7 protein-coding genes are annotated in these 13,886 nt (G+C 74.5%); 6 read left to right on the forward strand and 1 reads right to left on the reverse strand.

The features are described from left to right. Positions 1-64: 64 nt before the first annotated feature. Complete coding sequence (locus tag KBY32_RS32695; RefSeq protein ID WP_210982625.1) at positions 65-1,750, reverse strand: serine/threonine-protein kinase; 1,686 nt, start codon at positions 1,748-1,750, stop codon at positions 65-67. A gap of 358 nt (positions 1,751-2,108) precedes the next feature. Between KBY32_RS32695 and KBY32_RS32700 the strand changes: the two genes are divergently transcribed. The 6 genes from KBY32_RS32700 to KBY32_RS32725 all read left to right on the forward strand — a co-directional run bounded on the left by KBY32_RS32700 (position 2,109) and on the right by KBY32_RS32725 (position 13,886). Continuing rightward, on the forward strand, positions 2,109-5,294 hold the full coding sequence (locus tag KBY32_RS32700; protein ID WP_210982651.1) for an FHA domain-containing protein: 3,186 nt from the start codon (positions 2,109-2,111) through the stop codon (positions 5,292-5,294). A 159-nt stretch (positions 5,295-5,453) separates the two neighbouring features. Beyond that, positions 5,454-6,833, forward strand: coding sequence for an ABC transporter substrate-binding protein (locus KBY32_RS32705; RefSeq protein WP_210982626.1), 1,380 nt, complete (start codon positions 5,454-5,456; stop codon positions 6,831-6,833). A 4-nt stretch (positions 6,834-6,837) separates the two neighbouring features. Next, on the forward strand, positions 6,838-8,184 hold the full coding sequence (locus KBY32_RS32710) for a carbohydrate ABC transporter permease (protein WP_181890465.1): 1,347 nt from the start codon (positions 6,838-6,840) through the stop codon (positions 8,182-8,184). Continuing rightward, positions 8,181-9,095, forward strand: coding sequence for a carbohydrate ABC transporter permease (locus KBY32_RS32715; RefSeq protein WP_055625021.1), 915 nt, complete (start codon positions 8,181-8,183; stop codon positions 9,093-9,095). The genes KBY32_RS32710 and KBY32_RS32715 overlap by 4 nt, the downstream gene beginning before the upstream one ends. Positions 9,096-9,264: 169 nt before the next feature. After that, complete coding sequence (locus KBY32_RS32720; protein ID WP_210982627.1) at positions 9,265-11,511, forward strand: bifunctional glycosyltransferase family 2 protein/CDP-glycerol:glycerophosphate glycerophosphotransferase; 2,247 nt, start codon at positions 9,265-9,267, stop codon at positions 11,509-11,511. A 167-nt stretch (positions 11,512-11,678) separates the two neighbouring features. Further along, positions 11,679-13,886 carry a bifunctional glycosyltransferase family 2 protein/CDP-glycerol:glycerophosphate glycerophosphotransferase gene (locus KBY32_RS32725; protein WP_210982628.1) on the forward strand — a complete coding sequence of 736 codons (2,208 nt, stop codon included), beginning with the start codon at positions 11,679-11,681 and terminating at the stop codon, positions 13,884-13,886.

The following is a 13,886-nucleotide window of genomic DNA, read 5'->3' on the forward strand; positions in this document are numbered from 1 at the left end:
GCACCACGGCCGTACGGTCCCCGGTGGGGTCGTACGGCCGTGAGGGGCGCGGGGGCGGGGCGGGTCAGCCGGTGCCGGTGCCCGTGCCGGTGCCGCCGCCGGAGTCTCCGCCGAGGTCGCCGATCCAGCCGGTGACCGTGCCGAACCAGCTGCTGAGCTGCTCCCAGTAGCCCTTGCCCGTGCCGATCCACTCCTGCAGCGGGCTCAGCTCCCAGACCAGCCAGCCGGCGACGAAGAGGATGACGATCGAGAACAGGCACCCCTTCAGACAGCCGAGGCCCGGGATGCGCATCGGGTTGCCGCCACGGCGGCGGGGCTCCCTCGGCTCGCGCTGCGGACGCTGCGGCTCGGGCGCGTAGCGCTGCGGAGGCTGCTGCGCCTGGCGCGGCGGGGCGTAGGGCTGCGGCTGGTGCTGCTGCGGCTGGGCGTAGCCGCCCTGGCGGCCGCGCTGCGGCGGGCGCTGCTGCTGGGGCGCCGGGGGCTGCTGGGGCTGCTGCTGGGGACGGGCCACCTGGCGCTGCGGGCGCCGGCGCAGCGGGTCCTGGTTGGGGTCGAGGTACTGGACCTGCGTCTGTTCGTTGCGGTCCCGGGCGGCCCGCAGCTGGTTCTGCCAGGGGTGCGGGTCCTCGGGGCCGGGTCCGCCGGGCGGTCCCTGCGGCACCGGGGGCATCACGGCCGTCGGGTCGGCCGCGCCGCGCCCGCCCGAGTTCGGCAGGACGGCGGTGGGGTCGGCGGCGCCGGTGTGCGGCAGGACGCTGGTCGCGGCGTTCGGGTCGAAGGACCCCGCGCCGTGCGGGAGCACCTGGGTGGGGTCGGCCGAGCCCGGCACGGTGGCCGGGGCGGGGTCCGGGGCGAGGAGGGCGCCGACGCCCTCGGCGGCGGCGATCTGCGCGGAGTTCGCGTGCACACCGATGCCGGCGGCGACCACGCGCAGGCCACGGGCGAGGTTCTCGGCGCTGGGCCGGTCGTCGGGGTTCTTGCGCAGGCAGCGCTCGATGACGGTCCACAGCGGGTCGGGGACCGTGGAGGGGCGGCGCGGCTCGGCACTGAGGTGCTGGTGCAGGACCTCCAGGGCGGAGCCGCCGCCGAACGGCGGGCGTCCGGTGACCAGCTCGTACAGGAGGATGCCGGCGCCGTAGATGTCGACGGCGGAGGTCTGCGGGCGGCCCTCGGCGGACTCGGGCGCGACGTAGGCGGGCGTCCCGACGAACTCGTGGGTGCGGGTCAGGCCCGGGGAGTCGGCGAGGCGGGCGATGCCGAAGTCGGTGAGCAGCGGGTGCATCTCGCCGCCCTGCTGGCGCAGCAGCACGTTGGCGGGCTTGAGGTCGCGGTGGACGACACCGTCGGCGTGGCTGGCGGCGAGCGCGTCGGCGATCTGGGCGGTGAGCAGGGATGCCGCGACCGGGGTGAAGGGGCCGTTCTCGCGCAGGTAGCGGTGCAGGTCGGGACCTTCGACGAGGTCCATGACGAGGGCCAGCAGCTCGCCCTCGACGACCAGGTCGCGGACCCGGACGATATTGGGGTGGGTCAGGCGCAGCAGCACGGACCGTTCGCGCAGGAAGCGCATGACGATATCCGCGTCGCCGGCGAGCTCCTCCTTGAGGACCTTGATCGCGACCGTCTCGCCGGGCTGTCCCGGCACGGCCGCCTCGGCGCCCGCGGTCTCCCGCTGGCGGGCTCGCCAGACGGTCCCCGTGGCGCCGCGACCCAGCGGCTCCTCGAGGATGTACTTGCTGCCTACCGGCCGCACGTCGCGCTCCCTGCTGCTTGCCTACGTTCCGACCCACTGTAGTGCCGTGCCCCTCGGCACCGGCGGTCGTCATTCTGTGCGTCTTACGTACGGCCTCCCGTACATGTTCGAAGGAAAGACGCTCGGCTCAGTCCCGTGGTTGCCGTGAACGGACGTGAGCGATCTCAAGTGATCACCGCCTGGGCCGTTGTCCGGCACTTTTACGGGCAGAGCCGACCAATCAAGATCACTTGCCTTCGGGCGGGGGGCGGGTTGTCGGTGGCAGGTGCGAGGATGCGGGGAGTACTGGCCGATGTGCTCGTGTGGGGTGGGGTGGTTCCGTGCCCGCGCCCGCGCGCAGAAGGGACCGCTGACGCCGATGCAGATCCGGCTGACCGTCGTAGACCCGTCGGCCCCGCCCTCCGCGGCGCGCGGCGCCACCGCGAGCCGCGACGTGCTGGTCACGGCGCCCGCGGGCACGGCCCTGTCGGCGGTGGCGTCGGCCCTGGCCTCCACGGTGTCCGGGGAGGGCGGCTCCGCCCGCGGCGGCGAGGGCGAGCGCGGCGGCGGCCCGGTCGTGCTCTACGCCGGCACCGAGCGGCTGGACGACCGGCGCAGCACCCTCGGCGAGCCCCCGCTGACCGACGGCGCGGTGCTGTCCCTCGGCGCCCCGGCGGCCCCGGAGCCCCACCCCGAGCTGGACGAGGCCCCGACCCAGCTGCATGTCGTGGCGGGCCCGGACGCGGGCGGTGTCCATCTTCTGCACGGCGGCGAGATCCGCATCGGCCGCTCCGCCGACGCCGACGTCCCGCTCGACGACCCCGACGTCTCCCGGCTGCACTGCGCGGTCACGGTCGGCGCGGACGGCCGGGTCGCGGTCGCCGACCTCGGCTCGACGAACGGCACGACGCTCGACGGCACCCGGCTGACCACCCGCCCGGTGCGTTTCGTCCCCGGGGCCCTGCTGCGCCTCGGCGAGTCCACGCTGCGGCTGGCCCCGGCCGGCGGCCCGGGGGCGCGGGTCCCCACGGAGCCGGACGGCGAGGGGCATGTGCGCGTGTGCCCGCAGGGCGGCGAAGGCCCCGGCGTCACGCCACCGGCCCACGCGCGCGTGACGGACGGCAGCCCGGCCGCCCACGCCCCGGACCACCCCGAGCCGGCCTCGCCCGTCGTCCCCGCGCAGGGCGGGGCGCCCCGGTCCGAGCGCACCGGCCCGCACGGCGCCGTCCCGCACCCGCGCGACGGCGACACCCACGTCACCGGCTTCGAGGTCGGCCCGCTCGACGGACCCCGGCCCGTGGCGGGCGCCGACCGCGGCACCGACGCCCCTTCGGGGGCCCGCAGGCGCGGCGGTCTGTCGGCCTGGGCGCGGCGGCTGGCCGGCGGACGCGGCGAGCCCGACCCCGCCCCGGACGGGGCGTACGACGACGAGCCGGCCGAGCCGTCCGGCCCCACCTCGGCGGGGCGCGGCTCGATGCTGCCGGAGACCTGGCCGGACCCGGCGTCCCTGCTGCTGACGGCCCTCGGCCCGGGCCCCCGGCTCTGGGAGCGCGCCCCCGGCCATCCCGAGGCCCTCACCGTGCGGCTCGGCACCGCCGACCGCTCGGCGCCCGACGGCTCGGGGCTGCTGCCCGCCGTGCCGGTGACCGCCGATCTGCGCGAGGCCGGGGCGCTGGGGCTGGCCGGTCCGCGCGAGCGCCTCACCGGGCTGACCCGCGCGGTGCTCGCCCAGCTCGCCGCGCTGCACTCGCCGGACACCCTGGAGATCGTGCTCGTCAGCGCGGACCGGGCCCGCCCGGTGCCGGAGCGCACCGCCGAGTGGGCCTGGCTGGGCTGGCTGCCGCATGTCCGCCCCGGCCACGGCCAGGACTGCCGGCTGCTGCTCGCCTACGACCGTGAGCAGGCCGCCGCGCGCGTGGACGAGCTGCTGCGCCGCCTGGAGGACCTGACGGCGCGCGGCACCGACGGGACCGGGGACCACAAGCACTTCACCGGCCCGTACTCGGTGCTCGTCGTGGACGGCGACCCCGGCGGCGCGGATCTGCGCGAGGCGGTGGCCCGTCTCGCGCTGGAGGGGCCGCGGGCCGGCATCCATGTGGTGTGCCTCGCCGAGACGGCGGCGGCCTCGCCCGCCTCCCCGGTCACGGACACCTATGAGGCGGCCTGCGCGGTGACGCCGGCGTTCCGCGCGTGCGGCGCGGTCGCGCTGCTCAGCGGAGATGTGGCGACGGCCCTGCGGCTGATGCGGGTGGCGCCCGACGGAGGTGCGGCCGACGCGGGCCAGGAGAGCGCGGTGCGCGGTCCCGTCGGGCACGGCACGGTGGCCACCGTGGACGCCGTGTCCCCCGCCTGGGCGGAGCGTTTCGCGCGGGCGCTGGCTCCCCTGCGCACGGACCGGGCGTCCGGTGAGGCGCGGGTGCGGGTGTCCGTGCCGCTGCCCCAGGCGGCCCGGCTGCTGGACGAGTTGGGGCTGGCGCGGGCCACCCCGGCGTCCCTGATGGCGCGTTGGGCCGACGCGGCCGACGACACCCAGGCCCTGGGCGGCCGGGTGTGCGCGGTGCTCGGCGCCGGTCCGCACGGGCCGGTCGGCGTGGACCTGGGCGCGGAGGGGCCGCATCTGCTGGTGGAGGGGCCGCCCGCCGCCGGGCGGACCGAGCTGCTGCGGGCCGTCGTCGCGTCGCTCGCCGCCGCCGAGCGGCCGGACCGGCTGGGCATCGTGCTGATCGACGGCCGCGACACCACCGGCGCGGGCGGCGGCCACGGCGAGGGCCTCGGCGTGTGCACGGACGTCCCGCATGTCACCACCCATCTCACCGCCAACGACCCGGTCCGGATGCGGGAGTTCGCCCAGTCGCTGAGCGCCGAGCTGAAGCGGCGCGCCGAGCTGCTCGGGCGCTCCGACTTCACCGAGTGGCACACCGGGCGGGAGCTGTCGGGCCGGATGGTCGCGCAGCGCGCGGTCGTGGCCGGTGACGGCGATCTGGAGTCCCCGCCCAGCGCGACGATCCGGCTGCGGCCCGGCGCCGCCCGCCGGCAGGCGGACGCCGTGCCGCCGCTGCCCCGGCTCGTGGTGGTCGTGGACGATCTGGACGCCCTGCTTCTTCCCGCCCTGGGATCGCCGGGCCGGCCCGCCGCCGGGTCGGTGATAAGGGCGCTGGAGGCGGTCGCCCGGGACGGCGAGCGGCTCGGCGTGCATCTGGTCGCCGCGACCGGGCCCGGCGGCCGGGCGGCGGAGTCGGAGCCGGCCCGCCGGGCGACCCTGCGGGTGACCCTGGACGCCGTGACGACCGGTCCGGACGCCCCGGCGCCCGGCCGCGGCCGGCTGCTCAGGCCGGACGGACGGGCGGTGCCCTTCCAGGGCGGCCGCGTGACCGGCCGTATCCCCCGCACCGCGACCCTGCGGCCCACGGTCGTCCCCCTGGAGTGGCACCGCATGGGCGACCCCCCGGCCCGGCGCCCGGTCCGCGAGCTCGGCAACGGCCCGACCGACCTGGCCCTGCTGGCCAGCGCCCTGGAGCGGGCGGCCCGCGAGGTCTCGGCCACCGGGGTGCCCTCGCTGCTGTGACGCGGCTGATTCGTGCCGATGTCTGATCCCCGGTCACGAGCCGGTCACGATCCCCGAGTTGACAGAGGACGCGGTCTTGCCGACCCCTGGGGCAGGGCGTAGACCAGACCCACGGGACAGCGCTCGAACGTTCGACGAGGCACGAAGAACGGGGCAGTGATGCACAGCACGAGCAGCAAGAACCGGACACACAGGGCCGCCAGGGCCGCGGCGGCCGTCGTCGCCGGCGCCCTCGCCCTCTCCCTCACCGCCTGCGGCGGCGACGACAAGGACGGCGGCAAGGAGGACGGCGGATCCGGCAAGGAGTCCGCCTCCACCGTCACCCTGCCGAAGCTCGACGGCGAGACCCTGGAGGTCGCGGCCGTCTGGACGGGCACCGAGCAGGCCAACTTCAAGAAGGTCCTGGCGGAGTTCGAGAAGCGCACCGGCGCGACGGTGAAGTTCGTGCCCGCCCAGGACCCCATCATCAACTTCCTCGGTTCCAAGGTCGCGGGCGGCCAGCCGCCGGACATCGCGATGCTGCCCCAGCCCGGCGCCATCAAGCAGGCCGTGGACAAGAAGTGGGCGAAGCCGCTGGGCGCCGAGGCGCTCAAGGAGCTGCAGGAGAACTACTCGCAGGGCTGGCAGGACATCGGCAAGGTCGACGGCAAGCAGTACGGCGTCTACTACAAGGCCGCCAACAAGTCCCTGATCTGGTACAACGCGCAGGCGTTCGAGAACGCGGGGGCCGCCGAGCCCAAGACATGGGACGAGCTGCTGACGACCGCCCAGACGGTGTACGACTCCGGTGTCACCCCGTTCTCGGTCGGCGGCGCGGACGGCTGGACGCTCACGGACTGGTTCGAGAACATCTATCTCTCCCAGGCCGGTCCCGAGAAGTACGACCAGCTGGCGAAGCACGAGATCAAGTGGACGGACCCGTCCGTCAAGGACGCGCTGACCGCGCTGGCCCAGGTGTGGGGCAAGAAGGACTATGTGGCGGGCGGCGCCAAGGGCGCGCTGCAGACGGACTTCCCGACCTCGGTCACCCAGACCTTCACGGGCGGCGACCAGCCGAAGGCCGCCATGGTCTACGAGGGCGACTTCGCGCAGGTCAACATCACCCAGGCGAAGGCGGACGTCGGCACGGACGCCAAGGTGTTCCCGTTCCCGACGGTCGGTGACACCGCGCCGGTCGTCTCCGGCGGCGACGCGGCCGTCATCCTGGAGGACTCGAAGGCGGCGCAGGCGCTGGCCACCTTCCTCGCCTCCCCGGACGCGGCGACGATCCAGGCGAAGCTCGGCGGCTATCTGTCGCCGAACAAGAGCGTGGACAACGCGGCGTACCCCAACGAGGTGCAGCGCCGGATGGCGAAGGCGCTCATCGACGCCGGCGACGACTTCCGCTTCGACATGTCCGACCAGGCGCCCCAGGCGTTCGGCGGCACGCCCGGCAAGGGCGAGTGGAAGGCGCTGCAGGACTTCCTGAAGAACCCGTCGGACGTCGCGGGCACCCAGCAGAAGCTGGAGGCCGACGCGGCCGCGGCGTACGGAAACTGACGCGATGGCGTCGGCGCAGGCGGCGGGGGCCGGTCCGGCCCCCGCCGCGCCCAAGTCGCGCAGGAGCGTGACCGGTACGCGCAGAACCGTGGCGGTGCTGTTCCTGCTGCCCGCCCTGGTGCTGCTCGGCGCGCTCGTGGTCTACCCGATCGGGTACTCGGTCTTCCGCAGCTTCTACGACCAGTCCGGCGACTCCTTCGCCGGGTTCGACAACTACCAGGCGCTGTTCACGGACGACGGCATCCGCACCGCCCTGAAGAACAACGTCCTGTGGGTGGTGTTCGCCCCGACCGTGGCGACCGCGCTGGGCCTGATCTTCGCGGTGCTCACCGAACGGGTCAGCTGGGGCACGGCGTTCAAGCTGGTCGTCTTCATGCCGATGGCGATCTCCATGCTGGCGGCGGGCATCATCTTCCGGCTGGTGTACGACCAGGACCCGGACAAGGGCGTCGCGAACGCGGTGTGGGTGGGCGTCCACGACACGTTCGCGCAGTCCTCCGCGTTCCCCAAGGCCCACCCGGGCCGGGAGTCGCCGCTCCGGGCGGCGCCGGGCGGCGGCTATCTCACCAAGGACCCCGTCCGGGCCGGCACCCCGGTGTCCCTGCCGCTCGTCGGCGTGGCCCCGGACAAGATGCCGGACAGCGCCGCGAAGGCCGGGCAGGCGACGGCGGACCCGGACCAGGTCACCGGCACCACCTGGCAGGACTTCACCCGCGGCAAGGGCGTCGGCACCCTCGGCGGCATCGACCCGGCCGAACTCGGCTACGCCGGGATGAAGATCGAGGCGGTCAAGGGCGGCGAGGTCGTGGCGTCCACGACGGCCGCCGACGACGGCACGTTCAGCCTGCCGGCCGCGGCGGACGGGGCCCGGCTGCGGCTCCCGGCCGACAACTTCAAGGAGCCGTACAACGGCGTGGACTGGCTCGGCCCGTCCCTGGTCACCCCGGCCATCATCGGCTCGTACATCTGGATGTGGGCCGGTTTCGCGATGGTGCTGATCGCGGCGGGGCTCGCGGGCATCCCCCGTGACCTGCTGGAGGCGGCCCGCGTGGACGGCGCCAACGAGTGGCAGGTGTTCCGCCGGATCACGGTGCCGCTGCTGGCGCCCGTCCTCGCGGTCGTCACCGTCACCCTGATGATCAACGTGCTCAAGGTGTTCGACCTGGTCTTCATCATCGCGCCCGGCTCCTCGCAGGACGACGCGAACGTCCTCGCGCTGGAGCTGTACCGCAAAGGCTTCTCCGAGGACCAGCCCGGAGTCGCGAGCGCCATCTCGGTGTTCCTGCTGCTGCTGGTGATCCCGGTGATGTGGTTCAACGTCCGTCGGCTCAGGCGGGAGGTGCGGCGATGAGTGCGGACGCCGGCAGGCTGACCAAGGCGGCGCCCGAGCCGCTCACCGCCGTCGAGGGCGAGCGTTCCCTCGGCGCCCGGCTCGTCTCCTTCGTCAGCGGCGGGATGGTGCGGGTCTTCCTGATCCTCGTGGGCCTGTTCTGGCTGGTCCCGACGCTCGGGCTGCTGCTGTCGTCGCTGCGGCCGCCCGACGAGATGACGGCGAGCGGCTGGTGGGAGGTCTTCAGCAAGCCCTCCCAGCTGACCTTCGACAGCTACGACAAGCTCCTCGGCAACAGCGACATCACGGACTCGATCCTCAACACCGTGCTGATCACGGTCCCGGCGACGGTCCTGGTCGTCGTCATCGGCGCGCTCGCGGGCTACGCGTTCGCGTGGATGGAGTTCCCGGGCCGCGACTGGTGGTTCCTGGGCGTGGTCGGGCTGCTGGTGGTGCCCGTGCAGGTGGCGCTGATCCCGATCGCCGAACTCTTCGGCAACATCGGCATCTTCGGCTCGCTGATCGGCGTGATCCTCTTCCATGTCGGGTTCGGGCTGCCGTTCGCGGTGTTCCTGCTGCGGAACTTCTTCGCGGAGATCCCCCGGGAGCTGCTGGAGGCGGCCCGGCTGGACGGCGCGGGCGAACTGCGCCTGTTCTTCCGGGTCGTGATGCCGCTCGGCGGTCCGGCGATCGCCGCGCTCGGCATCTTCCAGTTCCTGTGGGTGTGGAACGACATGCTGGTCGCGCTGATCTTCACGGACGCCGACAGCCAGCCGATCACGGTCGCGCTGCAGACCCAGGTACGGCAGTTCGGCAGCAATGTCGACGTCCTGGCCCCCGGCGCGTTCATCTCCATGGTGATCCCGCTGGTCGTGTTCTTCGCGTTCCAGCGGCAGTTCGTGTCCGGTGTGATGGCGGGCGCCGTCAAGTAGGCGCCGCCAGACCGCGTTTCGGCGGGGGCGGGCCGGCACCGGCCCGCCCCCCGTCGTTCACGGGGCGGGTCCCTCGTATGCCTCGGATCGCGTAACCAAGTCACTCCATCGGCCGTTCCCCGGCACGGCGACAGCGCCCGTCGTCCCCGGCCGACCGAGTGGATGTGCCTTGCCCAGGTTCAGTGTCATCGTCCCCGTGTACAAGGTGCAGGCGTATCTGCACGAGTGCCTGGAATCGGTGCTCACCCAGTCGTACCCGGACCTCGAACTGATCGCGGTCGACGACTGCTCACCGGACGCGAGCGGCGAGATCATCGACGAGTTCGCGGCCCGCGACCCGCGGGTACGGGCGGTGCATCTGCCGCGCAACCGCGGTCTGGGTCCCGCGCGCAACGCCGGGATGGCCGAGGCCACCGGCGACTACCTGGTCTTTCTCGACAGCGACGACACCCTCACCCCGGACTCCCTGGAGGCCGTCGCCGCCCGGCTGAAGGAGACCGGCGACCCCGACGTGCTGGTCTACGACTACGCGCGCGCCTTCTGGACCGGTGAGACGGTACGCAACCAGGCCGCGGCCCACCTCCGCGAGGACGGCCCGGCGCCGTTCCGGCTGACGGACCGGCCCGGTCTGCTGCGGCTGCTGATGGTCGCCTGGAACAAGGCGTATCGCCGGGAGTTCGTCGAGGCCGAGGAGCTGGCGTTCCCCACCGGCTACTACGAGGACACGCCCTGGACGTACCCGGTCCTGATGCGGGCGGGGTCGATCGCGACGCTGGACCGGGTGTGCGTGCACTACCGGCAGCGCCGCCGCGGCGGCATCCTCGGCACGGTCAGCCCCCGGCACTTCGACGTCTTCGAGCAGTACGACCGGGTCTTCGCGTACGTCGACAAGCACCCCGAACTCGCCCGCTGGCGCCCACTGCTGTTCCGGCGGATGGTCGACCACCTGGTCGTGGTGTTCGCCCGCCGGGACCGTCTGCCGCGCCGCAGCCGCGCCGATTTCCTGCGCAAGGCCCGCGCCTACTACCGGCGTTACCACTGCCCCGTCGGCCCGCTGCCGCCGCGCGTCCGGCTGCACCACGCCCTGGTCCGGATGGGCCTGCACCGCACCTATCACGCCCTGCGGTGGACGGCGGCCGTGCTGCGCCGGACCGCGCGGACGGCCGTACGGCTGCGCCGGGCCCTGCGGGCGGGTGCTCTCCGCCTGCACTACCGCGTGCAGCGCTGTCTGCCGGTGCGCGCCGACCGGGCCGTGTTCGCCGCCGACGGCGTGCCCGGCCACGGCTGCCACCCCGGCGCCTTGGAGCGGGCGTTCCGCACCCACGCCCCGCAGGTGCGCACCGCCTGGGTCACCAGCGCCGGGGAGCGGGGCGCGCTGCCGTCCGGGGTGCGCCCGCTGCGCCCGGACACCGCGGCCTACTGGACGGCCCTGGCCCGTTCCCGGTACCTGGTGCACAACGCGGCCTTCGACCGGCGGCTGGTCAAGCGGCCCGGCCAGGTGCTGGTGCAGACCCGGCGCGGCACCCCGCTCAAGCGCACGGGTCTCGACCTGCGCGGGCGCCCGGGCGCGGACCCGGACGTCGACGCACTCCTGGCGGACGTCGACACGTGGGACTACCTGGTGTCCCCCAGCCGGCACGCGACCCTCACCTGGGAGCGGGCCTTCCCGGGCGCCTACACGGTCCTGGAGTACGGCAGCCCGCGCGCGGACGTGTTCCAGCGGGCCACCCCGGCGGACACCAGCCGGATCCGCCGGGAGCTCGGCGTCCCTGAGGACGCGGTCGTGATCCTCTACGCCCCGACCCGCCGCGCCTACCGCCGCACCCCCGTCGACCTGGAGCGCGTGGTGCGCCGCCTCGGCCCGCGCCACATCGTGCTGGCCCGCGCCCCGCACGGCCACGACGGCCCGCTCGCCAATGTGTCGGACCGGGTCCTCGACGTGAGCGGCCACCCGAGCGTCGAGGCGCTGTGCCTGGCCTCGGACGCGCTGGTCACCGACTACTCCTCGATCATGGTCGACTACGTCTGCCTGGACCGGCCGGTGGTGCTCCTCACCGACGACTGGGAGGCCCACGAGGCGGTCCGGGGCACCTATGTCGATCTGCGGGCCTTCCCGCCGGGCGCGGTGGCGCGCGGCGAGGACGACCTGATCGACATCTTCGTCTCCGGGCACTGGCGCGGCTCCCGCTCGGCGGAGCTGCGGACCGCTTTCCGCCGCCGCTTCTGTCCGCACGACGACGGCCGGGCCGCCGAGCGGGTCGTACGGCATGTGGTGCTGGGCGAGGCCGCCGCTCCGGCCGGGGCGCCGTTCGGCGGGCGCCGCCCGGTGCCGTCCCCGGCCGTGTCGCGTCCGCGCGCCCCGCTGGGGGTGGTGCCGCGTCCGGCCTCGCCCCGGGCCGTCACCGAGCGCCGCTGAACGGCGTTGTCCCGAGAGGAGTCCGTATGCCCTCCAGTCCGTCCCGGCCCACGCCGAGCCGGCCGCCGGCCTGGCGCCCCGCCGGGCGGCCCGGCCGGTGCCGGGCCCGCTGACCCGGTCCCGCCGCCGTCGGCGCGGCCGCCCCGCCCCTCGACAGAAAGAGCAGTATGCCCCGCTTCAGCGTGATCGTTCCGTCCCATGGTGTCGCGGGCCGGCTGTCCCGGGCGCTGGACTCGGTGCTGACCCAGTCCTTCGGCGACGTCGAGCTGATCCCGGTCTGTGACGCCCCCGACTGCCCGGCGGCGGACGTCGCCGGACGGTACGCGGGGCGGGACCGCCGGGTGGTGCCGGTGCACGCGCCCCCGACGGAGGGGGTGGCCGGGGCGCGGAACGCGGGGCTGCGTTCCGCGACCGGTGACTGGGTGCTGTTCCTGGACGGTGACGACGAGCTGGCGCCGGGCGCGCTGGCGGCCCTGGACACGCGGCTGCGGGAGACCGGTGAGCCGGACGTCCTGTACGCCGGGCACGAGCGGGTCCCCTGGTGGACGGGCGAGCCGACCACCCCGGCCGCGCCGCTGCTGGCCCGCGCCCCCGACAAAGCGTTCACGCCCGAGCGGGCCCCCTGGCTGACCGGGGTGGGACTGCCCGCGTGGAGCGCGGCCTACCGGCGGGATTTCCTGGTCGAGCACGAACTGGTCTTCCCGGCCGGCCACTTCACCGATGTCAGCTTCGGCGGGCTGGTGGCGCTCGCGGCCGTGCGGATGGCGGTGCTGCGCCGGGTCGTCGTACGGCATCGGGTGCGGCGGCAGGGCAGCAGGCTCAACCGGCCGGGCGCGCACCACACCGAGCTGCTGGACCAGGTGGAGCTGGTGCTGACACGGGCCGCCGAGCGGGGGTTGCCGGCCCGCCGGTACGGACCGCTGTTCGAGCAGCTGTTCGCCGCCGTACTGAAGACGGCCGCCCATCCGCGGCGGCTGCCGCACGGCCGGGCCGCGTTCTTCCGACGGGCCGGGGTGCTGTACCGGCGGCACCGCCCGGCCGGGTTCCGTCCGCCGGGCGGCAGTCCGGGCGTACAGCACCGGCTGCTGGCGAGCGGGGCGTACCCGGCGTTCCGTGCGCTGCGCGCGGCCAACCGGGCGCTGACCGGCGTACTCGCGCGGCTGCCCCGCCCCCGCGGGCTGCGCACCCGGCTGCGCTACAAGGTGGGACTGCGCCGCCCCCTGGACCCGAACCTGGCGGTGTACTGCGCGTACTGGGGCCGCGGCTACCTCTGCAATCCGGCCGCGATCCACGCCAAGGCCCGCGAACTGGCCCCGCATCTGCGCTCGGTGTTCCTGGTGGAGCCCGGCCAGGAGACGACCTTGCCCGAGGGCGTGGAGTACGCGGTCATCGGCAGCCGCCGCTCCTGGGACGTGCTGGCCCGCGCCAAGTACCTGATCAACAACGCCAACTTCGCGGACGCGGTCGTCAAACGCCCGGGCAGCGTGCACCTCTCCACCCAGCACGGCACGCCGCTGAAGAAGATGGGCGCCGACCAGGCGATGTACCCGGTGGTGGCCGCCGCGACCGGCAGCTTCGCCCGGCTGCTGGCCCGCGTGGACCGCTGGGACTACAACGTCACCTCCAACCGGCACTCCACGGAGATGTGGGAGAGCGCCTACCCCGCCGCCCACGAGACGCTGGAGTACGGCTATCCGCGCAACGACGCCTACTACACGGCGACCGCCGAGGACGTGGCGCGGATCCGGCGCGAACTCGGCGTCCCCGAGGGGAAGAAGGCCCTGCTGTACGCGCCGACGCACCGCGACCACGCGTCCGGCTTCGAGACGGGGCTCGACCTGGCGGCGCTGTGCGAGGAGATCGGCGACGAGTACGTGGTGCTGCTGCGCGCCCACTACTTCTACGACCGGGGGGACGCGCGGGGCTCCGGCCGGATCGTCGACGTCACCGGGCATCTGTCCTCGGAGGAGGTCTGCCTCGCCGCGGACGCGCTGATCACCGACTACTCGTCCATCATGTTCGACTACGCCAACCTGGACCGCCCGATCGTCGTGTACGCCGACGACTGGGACGTCTACCGGGAGGTCCGGGGCGTCTACTTCGACCTCATGCAGGGCCCGCCGGGCCGGGTGGCGCGCACCCCCGGCGAGCTGGCGGCGCTGCTGCGGGACGGCTCGTACGCGGACGCGGAGTCCGGGGCGCTGCGGGCCGCGTTCCGTGAGCGCTTCTGCCAGTTCGACGACGGGCGGGCCGCCGAGCGCGTGGTGCGCCGGGTGCTGCTGGGTGAGCCGCCCGAGGCGCTGCCCCCGGTGGTCCCGCTCGCCGAACGCGTCCCCGCCCCCGCGCCTGCCGCGACGACCCTCACAAGGAGCTGA

This window comes from Streptomyces sp. RK62, assembly GCF_018070255.1.
Classification (GTDB): domain Bacteria; phylum Actinomycetota; class Actinomycetes; order Streptomycetales; family Streptomycetaceae; genus Streptomyces; species Streptomyces nigra.

Bases quoted from the DNA above. Each gene is read 5' to 3' on its own strand.
- KBY32_RS32700 (WP_210982651.1), top strand. From the start codon at position 2,109: ATGCAGATCCGGCTGACCGTCGTAGACCCGTCGGCCCCGCCCTCCGCG.
- KBY32_RS32705 (WP_210982626.1), top strand. From the start codon at position 5,454: ATGCACAGCACGAGCAGCAAGAACCGGACACACAGGGCCGCCAGGGCC.
- KBY32_RS32710 (WP_181890465.1), top strand. From the start codon at position 6,838: ATGGCGTCGGCGCAGGCGGCGGGGGCCGGTCCGGCCCCCGCCGCGCCC.
- KBY32_RS32715 (WP_055625021.1), top strand. From the start codon at position 8,181: ATGAGTGCGGACGCCGGCAGGCTGACCAAGGCGGCGCCCGAGCCGCTC.
- KBY32_RS32725 (WP_210982628.1), top strand. From the start codon at position 11,679: ATGCCCCGCTTCAGCGTGATCGTTCCGTCCCATGGTGTCGCGGGCCGG.